Origin of the sequence: Mesorhizobium sp. M0217, from assembly GCF_040321955.1 — a bacterium.
Lineage (GTDB): Bacteria > Pseudomonadota > Alphaproteobacteria > Rhizobiales > Rhizobiaceae > Mesorhizobium.
Map to the genome: position 1 here is coordinate 1 of NZ_JAMYSN010000032.1, position 16,541 is coordinate 16,541.

The following is a 16,541-nucleotide window of genomic DNA, read 5'->3' on the forward strand; positions in this document are numbered from 1 at the left end:
CGCCGTGCGCCCCCTGCGCCCGCCTGCCTGCTCCCGCCCCGGCGCTGGGGCCCCGCGCCCCGCCCCCCGGCGTGGGGGGGCGGCGCGCCCGCCCCCCCCCCCCCCCCGGGGGGGGGGGGCGCGGACGATCGTGCCAAGCCACCCCGTTTCGCTGACGCCGCCACACGGCGTCCGCTCACCGACCCTCCCCACAAGGGGGAGGGTAAAGAAGCCCGCATCGGCTTCGACGAAGTTTGCGCCACGCTTGACGTGCCGCTAGGCCCCGAGATCGGCCAGTGCTGCGGCGGGCGCGTCGAAGTCTTGATCCGTGTCGTCGATGCCGCGCTTACTGCCGAGCTGATCGCGGCCGCAGAAGCCGAGGAAGCCCACCTGCCGCATGTCTATATCTTCGGCGGCGGCCATGTCGGCCGGGCGCTGGCCTCGACTGTTGCACTTCTTCCCGTGCGTGGTGTCGTCATCGAGACGCGGGCCGAAGCGCTGGAAGGCATGCCGGAAACCGTCGAGACGCGGCTGACGCCGATGCCCGAGGCCGAGGTGCGAAACGCCCCCGCCGGCACCGCCTTCGCCATCCTCACCCACGACCATGCGCTGGATTTCCTCATCGTCGCCGAAGCGCTGAAGCGCGACGACGCGGCCTATGTCGGCATGATCGGCTCGAAAACCAAGAGAGCGACGTTCAGGAACTGGTTCCTGAAATCGGCTGAGGGCACGGAGGCTGAGTTCGCCCGCCTCGTCTCGCCGATCGGCGGCGATGCGGTCAAGGACAAGCGCCCACCGGTCATAGCTGCGCTGGCCGCGGCCGAGATCATGACGGCGCTGGTCGCGCACGGCGCGGCACCGGCGGTAAGCCAGCAGGCGCGGCAAGGCCAAGAGGTAGCCGGCTAATCTTTTTTATCCGACCGCTTCAGGCCAAGATGATCTCGCAAGGTGCTGCCTTCGTATTCCCGACGGAACAGTCCGCGTCGCTGCAGTTCCGGCACCACCAGCGTGGCAAAGGCATCGAGCTCGCCGGGGAAGTATGACGGCATGACGTTGAAGCCGTCCGCGCCGCCGCCCTCGAACCGCGCCTGCAATTCGTCAGCGATCCGCGCCGGCGTGCCGACGATACGCCAATGGCCACGTGCGCCGGCGAAATGGCGCGCAAGCTGGCGGATCGACAGGCCGTCGCGGCGCGATTGTTGGATGACCAGCGCCTGGCGGCTTTTCATGCCCTCGGTCTCCGGCAGTTCGGGCATCGGTCCGTCGATCGGATAGCTCCCGAGATCGGAGATGCTGAGATAGCTGGACAGTAGCGCCACGCCGACATCGTCGGGGATCAGCGCCTGCAATTCCTCCTGTTTCTCCCGCGCTTCGGCCTCGGTGTCTGCCACCACCGGGGAGACGCCGGGCATGATCTTGATGTCGTCGGGTTCCCGCCCATAGCCCGCCATACGGCCCTTGAGGTCGTCGTAAAAGGCCTTGGCTTCCTCGAGGGTCTGCGCCGCCGTGAACACGACGTCGGCGGTGCGGGCGGCAAGGTCGCGGCCGACATCCGAGGCGCCGGCCTGCACCATCACCGGCGCGCCCTGCGGCGAGCGCGGCAGGTCGAGCGAGTCGCGCACCGAAAAGCTCTGGCCGTTGTGACCGTGAAAGCCGCTGCCTTGCCAAAGTCCTGATACCACCTCGGCGAATTCGCGCGCCCGCTCGTAGCGGTCGGCATGCGGTTTCAGGCCCGTCGCGCCGAAATTGGCGGCTTCGATGGGACTGGCCGACGTCACCAGGTTCCAGCCAGCCCGGCCACCACTCAGATGATCGATCGAGAGAAAGGTGCGCGCCAGCCCATAGGGCTCGTTGTAGCTGGTCGAGGCCGTCGAAACGAGGCCGATGCGGCTGGTCTGGACGGCGAGCGCGGACAGCAGGCTGATCGGCTCGAAGCCGATCGAGCGTGAGGTCTGGCTGGCGATGCCGACATTGGCTTCGCGCAGGCCGGCGGCGTCCTCGCAGAACACCATGTCGAACTTCGCCGCTTCCGCCGTGCGCGCCAGCCGGATGTAATGATCGATGTCGATGCCTGCCGTGACATGCGCCTTGGGGTGACGCCAGGCGGCGATGTGGTGGCCCGTCGCCCACAGGAAGGCGCCAAGCTTCATCTGGCGGGTCATTGCGCTCCTCCGGCAAGTCTGAGATGCGAACGCAAGGTGGTGCCGGGATAATCCGGTCGGACGAGGCTGCGGCGCTGCAATTCCGGCAGCACGCGGCCGATGAAACCGTCAATCGCGGCAGGCGGTATTGCGATGTTGAACCCGTCGCAGCTTTGCGAGCTGAACAATGTTTCGAGCGCGTTGGCAGCGACATCTGCGCCAACGTTCAGCAGCAGCTTGACCGCACCCGGATCGCGTCCGCAGGCCACAACGCGGCGCTTGAGATCGTCATGGCGCGCCTTGGCGTCCTCTGTGGGTCTGTCCAGCAGGACGACATCGGCGGTGCGGGCGGCGATATCCAGGTCGGCCTCGGACAGGCCGGACAGCACCAGCACCGGCGTATCCTGCGGCGAGCGCGCGACGTTCAGCGGCCCGCGCACGGAGAAAAATTCGCCCTTGTGGTCGAGCAGGTGCATTTTTTCGGGATCGTGGAAGCGGCCGCCGATCTTGTCGAACAGCAGCGCGTCGGCATCCCAGCCCTGCCACAGGCGCTGAACGATGCCGATGTATTCCTGCGTGCGGCGGCGGAACACATCGTCGGAAAATCCATCCGGCCGGCTGAAATTGGCGGCTTCCCGTGGCGCCTGCGCCATGGTCGCGTGCCAGCCGGCGCGGCCATGGCTGATGATGTCGAGCGAAGCAAAACGGCGCGCCAGATTGTACGGCTGGTGAGCCACCGTCGAGGCTGCAGCGACAAGGCCGATCCGACTTGTCACCGTCGCCAGCGCCGCCAGCAAGGTCGTCGCTTCGAAAGAACTCGACCCGGCGCTGTTCGGCGCGGAATCATCGAGGACAATCATGTCCAGCCCCGCCGCTTCCGCTTGCTTGGCAAAGCCGGCCAGGTCGCTAAACCCGAGCGGCTGCCCGGAAGTAATGTTGAGCGAAACGGCAAGATGCATTGTGGCTTGCTGGTCAGTCGGCATGGGACCATCGATCATAGGGCGGCGTATGCGAACCTAAGGTCACCTGCTTGTAAGACAACCCTGGCGACTGGGCCAACAGCCCCTCACTTGCCGGCCAGCAAATCCTTGATCAGCCGCTGGCAACGCTCGGCCATGAAGTCGAGCAACAGCCGCACCTTTGGATCCTGCAGCTTCTTGTGCGGATAGACGGCGGCGAACTGCACCGGCGTTGGCGGCGTGCTGGCCAGGATGACCTGCAGCCGCCGGTCGCGGATGAAGGGTTCGACCTCGAAGCGCGGCTTGTTGATGATGCCGCGGCCCGACAGCGCCCAGCCGGTCAGCACATCGCCATCGTCGGTGTCGTAGGGGCCGTGCACCTCGAATTTCTGCGGGCCGGACGGCGTCTGCAGCGTCCAGACATATTCGCGCGCCCCGGAATAGCGCAGCATCAGGCAGTCGTGCTTCTTGCCGATCAGCTCCTGTGGCTCCACCGGCTCGCCGCGCGCTTCGAGATATTTCGGTGCCGCCACCAGCACGCGTTCACATTCCATGATGCCGCGCATCCGCAGGCTGGAATCCTCGATGATGCCGAGCTTGAAGGCGACGTCGATGCCTTCCTTCATGATGTCGATATTGTGGTCGGAGAGCCTCAGCCGCACCTCGATATCGGGGTATTTGTCGTGGAAATCCGGAATGCCCGACGCCACCAGCCGCCGTCCGAGGCCGAGCGGTGCGGTCACCTTGATGGTGCCGCGCGGTTGGCCGGAAAGCGCCGAAACCGCGGCTTCCGCCTCGGTGATAGCCTCCAGCACCTGCTTGGCGCCGGAGTAGAACACCGTGCCATGCTCCGTCGGCATCAATTGCCGTGTCGTGCGGTTGAACAGCCGCACGCCGAGGTGTTTTTCCAGCTCCTTGATGCGGTTGGAGGCGACCGCCGGCGAAATGCGCATGTCGCGGCCTGCCGCCGAGAGATTACCAAGCTCGACGACGCGGACGAAGACGGCGATGTTGTCGAGATAGGCCATTCGTGGCTCTTTATGTGGCGGCGTACGTGGTCAGCCTAGTATTTTCCATTTTTTTTTGAAAGTCATCGTACACCTCGCCTCTTTTCGTTTGCGCCCCACACCGTAAAGTCAGCCGATCGGCAGGGACGATTTCACATGATGGATTTCGCGATTTTCTGGGACTGGCTGAGTTTCGCCGTGCGCTGGCTGCACGTCGTCACCGGCATCGCCTGGATCGGCTCGTCCTTCTATTTCGTCGCGCTCGACCTTGGCCTGCGCCAGCGCCCCGGCATGCCGGTCGGCGCATTCGGCGAGGAATGGCAGGTGCATGGCGGCGGCTTCTACCACGTCCAGAAATATCTGGTGGCGCCGGCCGAAATGCCGGAACACCTGACCTGGTTCAAGTGGGAATCCTACGCCACCTGGCTGTCCGGCTTCGCCATGCTGTGCGTGGTCTACTATGCCGGCGCCGACCTGTTCCTGATCGACCCCAATGTTCTGTCCATGTCGGTTCCCGTGGGCATCCTGCTGTCGATGGCGACGATCGGCGTCGGCTGGGTTGTCTACGATCTGCTCTGCCGGTCGCCGCTCGGCAAAAGTGACACCGGACTGATGCTGGTGCTCTATGGCGTTCTGGTGTTCATCGCCTGGGGTCTGACGCATCTGTTCACCGGCCGCGCCGCTTTCCTGCATCTCGGCGCCATCACCGCCACTATCATGTCGGCCAATGTCTTCATGGTGATTATTCCAAACCAGAAGATCGTCGTCGCCGACCTGATTGCCGGCCGAAAGCCCGACCCGAAATACGGCAAGATCGCCAAGCAGCGCTCGCTGCACAACAACTACCTGACGCTGCCCGTGCTGTTCCTGATGCTGTCGAACCACTATCCGCTGGCGTTTGCGACGGAGTTCAACTGGGTCATCGCCTCGCTGGTGTTCATCATCGGCGTCTTGATCCGGCACTATTTCAACACCGTGCATAAGCGTGCCGGCAACCCCCACTGGACCTGGATGGCGGCTGCGGTGCTATTCGTCATCATCATGTGGCTGTCGACAGCGCCGAAAATACTGACCGGCGAGCCCAAGGCATCCGCCGCGGCCGAAGTCTATATCGCCTCGTCGCATTTCCCGGCGGTGCGCGACACCGTGCTTGGCCGCTGCTCGATGTGCCATACGGCCGAGCCGGTCTATGAAGGCATCTACCATGCGCCGAAGGGCGTGATGCTCGACACCGACGCCGGCATTGCCGAGCATGCGCGTGAAATCTATTTGCAGGCCGGGCGCAGCCACGCCATGCCGCCCGCCAACGTCACCCAGATCAGCGACAAGGAACGGGCGCTGCTGGTCGCCTGGTTCGAAGGCGCAGGGAAATAGGGATGACCTCCACACTTCTGCGCGGCCGCACCCTAAGTTTTTTGCGCTGGCCCGAAGCCATCGACGACCATGCCGCCTGGCGCTATGAGGAGGATGGCGGCCTGCTGATCCGCGACGGCCGGATCGTTGCCGTGGGCAGCTACACGGAAGTCGAAAAGCAAGCGGGCGACGGTGCGAAAAAGATCGATCATCGGCCGCATCTGCTGCTGCCCGGCTTCATCGATGCGCATGCGCATTTCCCGCAGATGCAGGTCATTGCCTCCTACGGCGCCGAACTGCTCGACTGGCTGAACACCTACACCTTTCCCGAAGAGACCAAATTCGCCAACGCCCAGCATGGCCGCCGCATCGCCCGGCTGTTCCTGGACGAGATGGTGCGCCACGGCACGACGACGGTCGCCGCCTACTGCTCGGTGCACAAGGCGTCTGCCGAAGCGTTCTTTGCCGAATCGCATGCGCGCGGCATGCTCAACATTGCCGGCAAGGTGATGATGGACCGCAATGCGCCGGCAGGCGTGCTCGACACGCCGCAATCCGGCTATGACGATACGAAGGCGCTGATTGCGGAATGGCACGGCAAGGGCCGCCAGCTTTATGCGATCACGCCGCGCTTCGCCATCACCTCCTCGCCCGAGCAGCTGGAGATGGCCGGCACGCTCTGCCGCGAAAACCCCGACCTGCACATGCAGACGCATCTGTCGGAAAACCACGCCGAAATCGCCTTCACGCAAAAACTCTATCCGCAGGCGCGCGACTACACCGATGTCTACGAGCAGTATGGCCTGCTGGGGCCAAAGAGCCTGTTCGGCCACTGCATCCATCTCTCGGAACGAGAGGCCGATGCGCTGTCGGACTCAGGCTCGGTGGCGGTGTTCTGCCCGACCTCGAACCTGTTCCTCGGCTCCGGCCTGTTCGACTACCAGCGCTTTCGTCGCCGCGACAAGCCGCTCAGGATCGCTGCCGCCACCGATGTCGGCGGCGGCACCAACTATTCGATGCTGCGCACCATGGACGAGGGCTACAAGGTGATTGCGCTGAATGGCGAAAAGCTGAACCCGTTCCAGTCCTTCTGGCAGATAACGCGTGGCAATGCCGAGGCGCTGTCTGTGGCGGACAAGGTCGGCACGCTGGATGAAGGCACCGACGCGGACATCACCGTGCTCGACGCCCGCGCCACGCCGGCGATGCGGCTGAGGATGGAGACTGTGGAGACGCTGGCGGAGGAGCTGTTCCTGCTGCAGACATTGGGCGACGACCGCGCGGTGCGCGAGGTCTATGTTGCGGGGCGGCCGGCCAAGATCGATATGATCGTGGGGTAGGACCCATCATCCGCGCGGGACAAGATGATGATTGCGCCTGGTTGCCAAGTGGTCCCCCACTCCGTCGCCGCTTCGCGGCGCCACCTCTCCCCCCTCCGGAGGGAGAGGAAGGGAGCCTTTGCTTCGGAGGACGGGCGCCGGTTCGGACAGCTTGGCGCCCTTCCTCTACCCTGTCGATCGGGGGAGAGGTGTCGAGAGAAGCTCGACGGAGTGGGGGTCGACCCTGGCGGGGCAAGACCACCACCGCGACGAGACCTTGACCGGGCGGAGCTTGTCGTACACACGATTTGTGACTGACTTCGGAGAACAAAATGGCCGCTGCCGACGACATCGCTCTGATCCAGAAACAGGAAGAGACGCTGGTCTTCCCGGCCTTCGACGAGGCCGTCGCCTTCAAGGTCGGCGCGGCGATCCGCGAGCGGGCGCTGGCCGAAAAGCTGCCCATCATTGTCGATATCAGGCTGTGGGATCGGCCGCTGTTTTATGCCGCGATGCCCGGTTCAAACGCCTCCAACCCCGACTGGGCACGACGCAAGATCAATGTGGTCAAGCGCTACCTCAGGAGCACCTATCGTCTGGTGCTGGAACAGCAGCGACCGGACCGCACCTTCAAGGTCGGCGAGGGGCTGGATATTGCTGATTACGTACTGGCCGGCGGCGGGTTTCCGGTGACTGTAAAGGGTGCCGGCGTCATCGGCGTCATCGCCGTCTCCGGCCTGCCGGAACGCCAGGATCATGGCGTCGTCGTCGATGCACTGTGCGATCATCTCGGCGTCGATCGGACACAATTGGCGCTGCCGCCGGAAGGTAAATCGTGACGTTGGCGCTGCCCCTCATCCGCCTGCCGGCACCTTCTCCCCGTATAGTGACGGGAGAAAGGACAAGCTCGAGCGCTGGCGATCCCCTCTCCCCGTCTTTCACGGGGTGAGGGTGAGGGGCAGCGCCAACGTTTGCTCATTTTAAAAACCGCCAGTTACGGCCAAGGATAACCGTGCTCGATCCCAAATCCTTTCTCATCTCGATCTTCAATGCCGCTGTTGCCGCTGCCGATCCTGAACGGACCATCAGGGATCATCTGCCGGCCAGGCCCAAGGGCCGTACCATTGTCATTGGCGCCGGCAAGGGCTCGGCGCAGATGGCGGCCGCGTTCGAGAAGGTGTGGGATGGCCCAATCGAAGGGCTGGTCGTCACCCGCTACGGCTATGGCGCCAGATGCGAGCGCATCGAAATCATCGAGGCGGCACATCCGGTACCGGACGCTGCCGGTCTTGAGGCGTCGCGGCGCCTGCTCGAAAAGGTGCAAGGGCTGACTGCGGACGACCTGGTAGTGGCGCTGATATCGGGCGGAGGATCGGCGCTGCTGCCGTCGCCTGCCGCCGGCCTGACGCTCGCCGACGAAATCGCCGTCAACGAGGCGCTGCTTGCCTCCGGCGCGCCGATCGCGGCGATGAACACAATCCGCAAGCATCTCTCGACCATCAAGGGCGGCCGGCTGGCAGCTGCCGCCTGGCCGGCCAAACTGGTATCACTGGTTGTCTCTGACATTCCCGGCGACAACCCGGCGCTGGTGGCCTCCGGCCCGACCGTGCCCGACTCCGGCAACCGCGCCGATGCGCTGGCCTCGATAGCGGCCTACGGCATGAAACTGCCCGACGCCGTCATGGCGCACATCAACTCGCCAGAGGCCGATGCGCCAGATCTGGATGACCAGCGCTTTTCACGCAATGAAGTGCACCTGATCGCCTCGGCTGGCGTGTCGCTGGAAGCGGCAGCCGCTGAGGCAAAACGGCAGGGCATCGAAGCCGTCATCCTCTCCGATTCCATCGAGGGCGAGGCGCGCGAGGTCGGTGGCGTGCATGCAGCCATTGCGCGCGAAGTGGCGACGCGCAACCGGCCGTTCAAAAAGCCGGTGCTGATCCTGTCCGGCGGCGAGACGACCGTGACCTTGCGGGCCCCTGTTGACGGAAAAAGGGGCAAGGGCGGCCGCAACTCCGAATTCCTGCTCGCCTTTGCCATCGGCATCAGCGGCGCGGAAGGTATTCATGCACTGGCCGCCGATACCGACGGCATCGATGGCTCGGAAGACAATGCCGGCGCCTTTGCCGATGGCTCGACTGTCTCGCGCATGCGTGCCGCCGGCATCGACGCCAAGGCGATGCTGGCCGGCAACAATGCCTGGACGGCGTTCAACGCGATCGGCGATCTGTTCGTGCCGGGGCCGACGGGTACGAATGTGAACGATCTGAGGGCAATCCTAATCAGTTAATCTGGCCGTGGCGGCCGAAGTTTTCCAACGTTGGATTCACGACCGTGAAGCCACCCAGCTTCGTCATCCCTGGGCGAAGCAGGAGCGAAGCTCCGTCGCGAAGACCCCCGGGGATCCATTCCGTGATGTTAGCCGTCGAGCGCAACGGCATAATTCTGCACCGTAGCAGCGTGCAAACGTCGCGGCATGGATCCTCGGGTCTGCGCTGCGTCGCTTCACTCCTTGCTCCGCCCGCGGATGACGATGTCGCTGAGGCTTTCGCTCATCTCACGACCCCATCAGCCGCTTCACCTCTTTCATATCCTTTAGGAACCGCTCGCGCTCAGCCTCCTTGTCCGTCGGCTCGTGAATGCGCAGGATAAAGGAGGGGTGGATGGTGATGAACACGCGCAAGCCATCCTCGCGTTCGATCAACTGGCCGCGCATTTTCGTCACGGCAATGGCCTTGCCCAGCAGCGACAACGCCGCCGTTGCCCCAAGCGCCACGGCGAGGTCCGGCTTGATCAGCTCAAGCTCCCGGCCGATCCACCAGCGGCAGGCCTGGACTTCGCCGGCATTTGGCTTCGAATGGATGCGGCGCTTGCCGCGCGGCTCGAACTTGAAATGCTTGACGGCGTTGGTGACGTAGACTTTTTGCCGGTCGACGCCTGCGTCATCGAGAATTGCATCGAACACTTTGCCCGCTGGCCCGACAAAAGGTTTGCCGGCGAGATCTTCCTGATCGCCCGGTTGTTCGCCGACGAAGACCACTTTGGCATCATCCGGCCCCTCGCCGAACACGGTCTGTGTCGCGTCGCGCCACAACGGGCAGCGGCGGCAGCCTTTCGCGGCTTCGCGTAGCTCGGAAATGGTGTTGGCGTCATCGTCCGGCGCCTCGGCCGGCTCGCGCTTCGGCCAATGTTTCGCCTGCAGCTTGGCGTGGTGCGGCGCCGGCATTGTCGGCAGTCTGGCAATCATATCCCTGGCGGCCTCGTCCGCTCCTGCGATCAGATCTGGAATGAGCGAGGCCTCGGGAAGGTTCCGCCAATATTTCTTCGGCATCTCCTTCTGCATCGCCTTCACCTTGAGCCGCGCCGGGTTGAAGATGTTTTCGAAATAGGTCAGCCACAACGCCTCGGTGTCGTCCTGATCGGGTGCATCGCCCTTGGCCGCACCCGGCCCGATCGCCAGCCTTTCGCCGTTCCAGTCGGCGGAGGCATAGGGCGTCAGGATGGTCCAGCGCATGCCGGTGAACCGCCGGACGAAGAAATCCGCGTTGCGCTCGACAATGAAATGCTCCGGCTCGAACCAGGCGACGTAGCGCTCGTTCTCGCCGTCGCCGATCTTCCGGAAGCGTACGAAGGCATGCATCTTATGGCTGTCGCGCCGCACCGCCTTTTCCATGGCTTCGAGCCGCCTGGTGTCGGGATCGGATGCGATCGCCAGCAGTTTCGGCTCGGTTCGCAGGCGCCAAAGCATCCGGTAGAGAAAGGCAAACCGGCCGGGGTCGGAGTGGCAGAAGGCGGTTTCTGCACGGGCGATGAACTCGCGCGGGACGGTAAGCTGCGCGCCCTCTGGCACCGCCGGCAAGGCATCTTGAGGATCATTGGCGTCGGACCCGACACCCCAACTAATATCCTCAGGCCGGACCTCATTCAGCGCCAGACGCCGTGCCGCATCGCGCCAACCGGCGAAATCGGTCTGGCTCGCTAGCCGGACGGTGTATCGGGCAAGGTCGAGCTGGGCCGGCTGCATGGTCAAAACAGCGACAGTTGTTCGCAGGACTTTACGATCGTGTCGCGCAGGCCTGTCTTGTCGGTGAGTCCGCCCGGCGACCAGCCTTCGGCGATGATGAAGGGCCTCAGCTTGGCGATCGAATGGCAGATCCGTCCGACATCTTCCAGCCGCATGCGTCGGTGGCGGCGGGTTTCAAGGATCTTCGCCACCACCTTGGTGCCCAGACCCGGAACCCGCAGCAGCGCTTCGCGGTCGGCGCGGTTGATGTCGACGGGAAACCTCGCCCGATTGCGCAAAGCCCAGGCGAGCTTGGGGTCAATGGCGAGGTCGAGCATGCCGTCGCTGCTGCCGGCGAGGATTTCCGGCTGCGAAAAGCCGTAGAAACGCATCAGCCAGTCGGCCTGATAGAGCCGGTGCTCGCGCATCAGCGGCGGTTTTTGCAGCGGCAGCGACGATGACGAATCCGGGATTGGGCTGAAGGCGGAATAATAGACGCGCCGCAGGTGATAGCTGCCATAGAGCCGCGCGCTGGTGTGCAAAATGCCGTCGTCGGATGTCTTGTCGGCGCCGACGATCATCTGCGTCGACTGACCTCCGGGCGCAAAGCGTTCGCGCTTCTTGGTCCGCAACGTCGGCTCGGCCTTTTCCTCCATCTTCCGGCGCAGGTTCGCCATGGAAAGCCGGATCGTTTGCGGCTTCTTCTCCGGCGCTAGTTTCTTCACGCCCTCATCGGTCGGCAGTTCGACATTGATAGACAGCCGGTCGGCGTAGAGCCCGGCCTGCTCCACCAGTTCGGCCGAGCTTTCCGGAATGGTCTTCAGATGAATATAGCCGGAGAATTTTTCGTCCAGCCGCAGCCGCCGCGCCACTTCCACCATTTCGGCCATGGTCTCGTCGGGCGAACGGATGACGCCGGAGGACAGGAACAGGCCTTCGATGTAGTTGCGCCGATAAAAGTCCATGGTCAGCTTCACCACCTCGTCGATGCCGAAGCGGGCGCGGCGCACATTCGATGACGAGCGGTTGATGCAGTAGCTGCAATCGTAAATGCAGAAATTGGTCAGCAGGATTTTCAGGAGCGAAATGCAGCGGCCGTCCGGCGCGTAGGAATGGCAGATGCCCATGCCTTCGGTGGAGCCGATACCGCCGGATTGGCGCGAATCCTTCTTCGCCGACCCAGACGAGGCGCAAGAAGCATCCTATTTGGCGGCGTCTGACAGGATCGCCAGCTTTTCACGGACGGTGCGTGCGCTCATCCGTTCATGTTATGTTCTAGACGGCTGCAGCGCCACCTCATTTGATGCAGGCGGCGAAAAAGTGATCGCCGCCTGATCGTCGGGCTAGCAGGACGACTGCCCGAGTCCAGGCGGTCTCTCAGACCTCGTGCAGGTAGAGGTGGTAGTCCAGCTCGCTCACCGTACGCGCGACGCGCAGATACTCCGACTGCTTGATCGCCACGAAGGTGCGATGCAGATCCTCGCCAAGCGCCTCTTTCAGGAAGCTCGAGGCCCGCGCCGCCTCGATCGCGGCGCGCCAGTCGACCGGCATGGTCGTGCGCGTGACAGCGGCTTCATAGCCATTCCCAGTGGTTTCAGGGCCGGGGTCGAGGCCTTCGTCAAGACCCTTGATGATGCCGGCCAGCACCGTTGCCGCGATCAGGTAGGGATTGGCGTCGACGCCCGACGGCCGGTGCTCGATGCGCCGGTTCTTGGCGTCGCCGGCCGGCACGCGCAGCGCCACCGAACGGTTGTTGACGCCCCAGGTCGGCGCCACCGGCGCATAGGACTGCGAGACGAAGCGCCGCCAGGAATTGGCGTGCGGCGCAAACACCAGCATCGATTCGGCCATGGTCTGGATCAGCCCGCCGAGCCCCTGCAGCAGCGGCAGCGACCAGCTTTCGCCGCCGGCTTCGGCAAAAACGTTGCGGCCGTTCTTGTCCTGCAGCGAAACATGGAAATGCATGCCGGAGCCGGCATATTTTTCGATCGGCTTGGCCATGAAGCAGGCGGTAACACCATGGCGGCGCGCCTGCGCCCGCACCAGCCGCTTCAACATGACGAGGTCGTCGGCCGCCCGCATGACATCCTTGCGGTAATTCAGCGTCAGCTCGTACTGGCCGGGCGCGTATTCGGAAATCACCGTTTCGGCCGGAATGCCTTGCGCCTTAGCCGCGGCATAGATGTCGGAAAACAACGGCTCCATGCCGTGCAGATGGTCGACGGAATAGACTTCCGTCTTGGCCGAGCGGCGGCCGTCGAGCACGGCGTCCGCCGGTTTTACCTTGCCGTCGGCGTCACGCTCATTGGCAAGCAGGAAAAATTCGAGTTCGAAGGCGCCGGCGGGATAGAGGCCCTTGGCCGCCAAGATGTCGACCTGCCTGGCCAGCGCCAGCCGTGGGTCCGACGACATAGGCTGTCCCTCGAGATGGTACATCGCCATCAGCAACTGGCCGCGCGGCGGGTTCGTGCCGTAAAGCGGCACCAGCGTGCCGGGGATCGGCCATGCCCTGAGATCGCCGTCTCCAGTCGTCCAGATCAGCCCGGTTTCGTGCACATCCTCGCCGGTGATGTCGAGGCCGAGGATCGAGATCGGCATGTGGCGGCCGCCCTCGAAGATGCTTTTCAGCTCATGCCGGCGCACGATCTTGCCGCGGCCGACCCCGTTGGCGTCGGTCAAGACGATATCGAAGGCTTCGATTTCGGGATGGGCGTCGAGAAAGGCTTGCGCCTCGGCGGGCGTCGAGCCCGAAGGTGAAGTCATGATTAGTGTACTCGAGTTTGGCTTGGCAGCTTGTCTCATGCCGTCAGCCTTGCCGCAACCGCGGCGAAGGCGGTGATCAGCCGGTTGACCTGGGCGCCGGTGGTGGCCGGTGAGATCAGCATCATGTTGTGAAAGGGCGCGATCAGCACGCCCTGGTTGACCAGCGCGACATGGATAGCCGCCTCAAGCTCCGGCGCATGGGCAGTCTCGGCTTCGGCGCCGTTCCTGAGCGGGCCAGGGGCGCAGATGAACTCGACGCGGGCGCCGACGCGGGCGACATGCCAGGGCAGATTGTAGCGATCGATGACGCCGGTCAGCCCGGCATCGAGCCGCAGGGCGAGGCGATCCATCCGGGCATAATTCTCCTGCGTCATCACCTCTTCGAGCGTTGCGCGCATGGCTGCGAACTGCAGCGGGTTCGCCGACAGCGTCGTGCCCATGCCGGAATAGCCCGGCTCCTTGGTTCGGTTGTAGTCGGCATAGCGCGAGGCGACCTCGTCGCTCATGCCCCACACGCTTGCCGGCACGCCACCGGCGATCGGCTTGCCCAGCACGAAAAGGTCGGGCTGCAGCCCGAATTTTCTGGTGTAGCCCCCTGGGCCGGTCGAGATGGTGTGGGTCTCGTCGATCAGCAGCAGCGTTCCTGCCGCGCGCGTCAGTTTGCGCAACGCGTCGTGAAAACCCGGATCGGGCAGCACCATGCAGGAATTTGTCAGCACCGGCTCGGCGATGACGCAGGCGACATCGTGGTCGGCGAGCGCCGCTTCCAGCGCGGCGACATCGTTGAACTCGATGACCTTCGCCATCTTGGTCAGGTCGCGAAACTCACCCGCCAGCCCCGGCCGATTCACGGGCTTGCCGTCGACCAACCGGACCATCGTCTCGTCGACCGAGCCGTGATAGCAGCCGTTGAAGACCAGGATCTTTTCGCGGCCGGTGACGGCGCGGGCGACGCGCAGCGCGAAGCGGTTGGCGTCGGTGGCGGTGGTGGCGATCTGCCAGAACGGCAGACCGAAACGCTGTGTGATCAGCGGCCCGATGGCCAGCGCATCTTCCGAAGGCAGCATATAGGTCAGGCCGCGCCCGGCCTGGCGGCGGATGGCGCGCGCCACCGGCGGCGGCGAATGGCCGAACATCGAGCCGGTGTCACCGAGGCAGAAATCGTCCAGCCTGTTGCCGTCGATATCCGTGATGGCGGCGCCCTTGGCGCTTTCGACCAGGATCGGGAATGGCGTCGGCCAGTCGTTCATCCAGTGCATCGGCACACCGCCGAAGAAGCCTGGCAGGCCGTTACCGACCTTGGCCTGCGATTTCGGCCGCGCCTTGCGGAAGGTGTTCGCCTCGCTTGTCCGCAATGCAGCGATGCGGTCACGGCTGATACCGCCAATGGACGCCTTTGAACTGTTCGTGCTGTGCATGAAATCCCTCTCGGTCGGCACACTACCCAATTGGCGACGGCAACCGCAATTGGCCGTGTTGGTGCGCTGCATTGGGTCAGCAGCAAGTTCGGCAGACTTGACCTTCCGGCGCAGTCGGGCGCCAATGCGATCGGGTCTGTGGTTTGGGGAGAAAAATGCGGACGATCATCTGCGCTATTGCGCTACTCTTGTCGGCCGCTGCGGCTTCCGCATCGGGCGGCGTCTGGTGTTCCGTCGATGACAAAGCGGTGCAATTCGAGGTCGGCGCCGGGGTCACCAGAGGTATGGGCGGCCCGACCTTCAATTTTCGCGGCGATCTCGAGATACTTGGCCGGCCGGAAGGCGACAGTCTGCGCAAGACCGTCTTCGAGGATTCCGACCTCACCCAGTACTGGCTGGACGACAAGGAGTTGCGGCTGAACGTCTACCACGAGCATCAGCTCGGAGATAAATTCAACTCTGTCGAACTGACGATCCTGACCAAGACCAGTGACGAGGGCGTCTATTACGGCCGGTACACGCTTGCCGTCTACGACAACGCCGCCGACACGGAACAGGACGGCAAGCCGAAAGAATTGACCGGCAAGGTGTCGTGCGGAGCCGAATAGGTCACGCCGAGATATCGATGACGCCGCAGTCGCCGGCGGCACTGCCGAAGGCGACCCGGCGCTCTTCCTTATCCCACATCATCGCGGTGATGGCGCCCTTGCCCGGGCGGCGCAACAGCACCTCTTTGGCATCGGTAAAGCGCACCGCCATGACCATGCCGTCATCATAGCCGACGGCGACGACATCCTGGCTCGGATGGCAGGCAACCGATGTCACCATGGCGTTGCCGCGCGTGCCGAGCTCCAGCGGCGCCTTGCCCATCGGGCCGTCCTTGCCCGAAAACGGCCAGACGATCGCCGCCGGCGCGCCGGAACTCGCCAGCCATTTGCCCTTCACGCTCCACGACAGGCTTTTGACCTTGCCGGGATAGCCGGTCATGCGCATGTGCTTGCCGTCGGCGAGCTTCCAGCCATGCAGCGCGTTTTCCTGCATGGTGGTGACGAGGAAGGCGCCATCCGGCGAGAAGGTGACGCCGGTATGGGCGCCGGCCCATTCCAGCTCCACCGGCCTGCCCTCGGCGGCCGGGAAATGCAGCGTCGCGCCATTGTAGCGGGCGACGCCGAAGCGCATGCCCTTGGGGGAGAAGGCCAGCCCCTCGACCGAACGTGGATGGGCAAACTCTTTGGTCTTGCCGTCGGCAAAGCGCACGAACGCAGTCTTGCCTGTGGCATAGGCGATAGCGCCTTGCGGCCCGGCGGCAACGCTGGTGATCCACTTCTTGCCGGCGCTGGCGAGTTCGCTGACATCGCCGCCGGCGGCAACGGCAAAAATCTTGCCGTCCTCGCCGCCGGTGATCAGGCGGTCGTTGGCGGCGTCATGGAACGTGGAGAGCAGGCCGTCATTGGCCTGAATTGCCTTGTGGCCGTTGTCGAGCCTATGAACTGTCCCATCGGCCAGCGCAAAATGCGGCACGTTGTCGAGGAAGACGGCGGCAAGGCAGTGACCTTCCAGGTCAAGGGGGGCAACTGTGGGCATGGCTTCCTGGGCGAAGGA

At 64.2% G+C, this 16,541-nt stretch carries 13 protein-coding genes and 1 pseudogene; 6 read left to right on the plus strand and 8 right to left on the minus strand.

All coding sequences use genetic code 11. The features are described from left to right. Window positions 1–249: 249 nt before the first annotated feature. A complete protein-coding gene (gene xdhC, locus NKJ18_RS29240) occupies window positions 250–885 on the plus strand; it encodes a xanthine dehydrogenase accessory protein XdhC (RefSeq protein WP_352460336.1) in 636 nt (211 codons plus the stop codon). Here xdhC and NKJ18_RS29245 read toward each other — a convergent pair. The 3 genes from NKJ18_RS29245 to NKJ18_RS29255 form a co-directional block, all read right to left on the minus strand. Then, entirely contained in the window at window positions 882–2,141 is a 1,260-nt protein-coding gene (locus NKJ18_RS29245) for an LLM class flavin-dependent oxidoreductase (protein WP_023823874.1), read from the minus strand. The genes xdhC and NKJ18_RS29245 overlap by 4 nt on opposite strands. Beyond that, window positions 2,138–3,079, minus strand: coding sequence for an LLM class flavin-dependent oxidoreductase (locus NKJ18_RS29250; RefSeq protein WP_023822084.1), 942 nt, complete (start codon window positions 3,077–3,079; stop codon window positions 2,138–2,140). Before NKJ18_RS29250 ends, NKJ18_RS29245 begins: the two co-directional genes overlap by 4 nt. Window positions 3,080–3,186: 107 nt before the next feature. After that, window positions 3,187–4,107: a LysR family transcriptional regulator gene (locus NKJ18_RS29255; protein ID WP_023671373.1), complete on the minus strand. Its 921-nt coding sequence runs from the start codon at window positions 4,105–4,107 to the stop codon at window positions 3,187–3,189. Between the two features lie 135 nt (window positions 4,108–4,242). Here NKJ18_RS29255 and NKJ18_RS29260 point away from each other — a divergent pair, with 135 nt between their 5' ends. The 4 genes from NKJ18_RS29260 (at window position 4,243) to NKJ18_RS29275 (ending at window position 9,045) form a co-directional block, all read left to right on the plus strand. Beyond that, window positions 4,243–5,460: a urate hydroxylase PuuD gene (locus NKJ18_RS29260; RefSeq protein WP_023671372.1), complete on the plus strand. Its 1,218-nt coding sequence runs from the start codon at window positions 4,243–4,245 to the stop codon at window positions 5,458–5,460. A 2-nt stretch (window positions 5,461–5,462) separates the two neighbouring features. Beyond that, window positions 5,463–6,779 carry a guanine deaminase gene (guaD, locus tag NKJ18_RS29265; protein WP_023831269.1) on the plus strand — a complete coding sequence of 439 codons (1,317 nt, stop codon included), beginning with the start codon at window positions 5,463–5,465 and terminating at the stop codon, window positions 6,777–6,779. A gap of 311 nt (window positions 6,780–7,090) precedes the next feature. Continuing rightward, window positions 7,091–7,597 (plus strand): heme-degrading domain-containing protein, encoded by a 507-nt coding sequence (locus tag NKJ18_RS29270; RefSeq protein WP_023711326.1) that lies wholly within the window; start codon window positions 7,091–7,093, stop codon window positions 7,595–7,597. A gap of 167 nt (window positions 7,598–7,764) precedes the next feature. Beyond that, window positions 7,765–9,045, plus strand: coding sequence for a glycerate kinase type-2 family protein (locus tag NKJ18_RS29275; RefSeq protein WP_023671369.1), 1,281 nt, complete (start codon window positions 7,765–7,767; stop codon window positions 9,043–9,045). A gap of 267 nt (window positions 9,046–9,312) precedes the next feature. On the opposite strand, the gene NKJ18_RS29280 is transcribed toward NKJ18_RS29275, so the two are convergent. From NKJ18_RS29280 to NKJ18_RS29295, 4 genes and pseudogenes are all read right to left on the minus strand, one after another. Then, on the minus strand, window positions 9,313–10,779 hold the full coding sequence (locus NKJ18_RS29280; protein WP_352670943.1) for a UdgX family uracil-DNA binding protein: 1,467 nt from the start codon (window positions 10,777–10,779) through the stop codon (window positions 9,313–9,315). Between the two features lie 2 nt (window positions 10,780–10,781). Continuing rightward, a pseudogene (locus tag NKJ18_RS29285) lies at window positions 10,782–12,017 on the minus strand (putative DNA modification/repair radical SAM protein). 118 nt (window positions 12,018–12,135) lie between these two features. After that, a complete protein-coding gene (locus tag NKJ18_RS29290) occupies window positions 12,136–13,521 on the minus strand; it encodes a glutamine synthetase family protein (RefSeq protein WP_023683505.1) in 1,386 nt (461 codons plus the stop codon). Between the two features lie 35 nt (window positions 13,522–13,556). Next, complete coding sequence (locus NKJ18_RS29295) at window positions 13,557–14,939, minus strand: aspartate aminotransferase family protein (RefSeq protein ID WP_352761065.1); 1,383 nt, start codon at window positions 14,937–14,939, stop codon at window positions 13,557–13,559. 155 nt (window positions 14,940–15,094) lie between these two features. Between NKJ18_RS29295 and NKJ18_RS29300 the strand changes: the two genes are divergently transcribed. Beyond that, the gene (locus tag NKJ18_RS29300; protein WP_352761068.1) at window positions 15,095–15,547 is read left to right on the plus strand and encodes a hypothetical protein; all 453 of its coding nucleotides are present in this window, start codon (window positions 15,095–15,097) and stop codon (window positions 15,545–15,547) included. A gap of 1 nt (window position 15,548) precedes the next feature. Here NKJ18_RS29300 and NKJ18_RS29305 read toward each other — a convergent pair whose 3' ends face one another. Beyond that, on the minus strand, window positions 15,549–16,523 hold the full coding sequence (locus NKJ18_RS29305; RefSeq protein ID WP_352761071.1) for a WD40 repeat domain-containing protein: 975 nt from the start codon (window positions 16,521–16,523) through the stop codon (window positions 15,549–15,551). Window positions 16,524–16,541: the final 18 nt, after the last annotated feature.

Coding starts and splice junctions, on each gene's coding strand:
- NKJ18_RS29245 (WP_023823874.1), bottom strand. CDS start 2,141: ATGACCCGCCAGATGAAGCTTGGCGCCTTCCTGTGGGCGACGGGCCAC.
- NKJ18_RS29250 (WP_023822084.1), bottom strand. CDS start 3,079: ATGCATCTTGCCGTTTCGCTCAACATTACTTCCGGGCAGCCGCTCGGG.
- NKJ18_RS29255 (WP_023671373.1), bottom strand. CDS start 4,107: ATGGCCTATCTCGACAACATCGCCGTCTTCGTCCGCGTCGTCGAGCTT.
- NKJ18_RS29260 (WP_023671372.1), top strand. CDS start 4,243: ATGATGGATTTCGCGATTTTCTGGGACTGGCTGAGTTTCGCCGTGCGC.
- guaD (WP_023831269.1), top strand. CDS start 5,463: ATGACCTCCACACTTCTGCGCGGCCGCACCCTAAGTTTTTTGCGCTGG.
- NKJ18_RS29270 (WP_023711326.1), top strand. CDS start 7,091: ATGGCCGCTGCCGACGACATCGCTCTGATCCAGAAACAGGAAGAGACG.
- NKJ18_RS29280 (WP_352670943.1), bottom strand. CDS start 10,779: ATGCAGCCGGCCCAGCTCGACCTTGCCCGATACACCGTCCGGCTAGCG.
- NKJ18_RS29290 (WP_023683505.1), bottom strand. CDS start 13,521: ATGACTTCACCTTCGGGCTCGACGCCCGCCGAGGCGCAAGCCTTTCTC.
- NKJ18_RS29295 (WP_352761065.1), bottom strand. CDS start 14,939: ATGCACAGCACGAACAGTTCAAAGGCGTCCATTGGCGGTATCAGCCGT.
- NKJ18_RS29300 (WP_352761068.1), top strand. CDS start 15,095: ATGCGGACGATCATCTGCGCTATTGCGCTACTCTTGTCGGCCGCTGCG.
- NKJ18_RS29305 (WP_352761071.1), bottom strand. CDS start 16,523: ATGCCCACAGTTGCCCCCCTTGACCTGGAAGGTCACTGCCTTGCCGCC.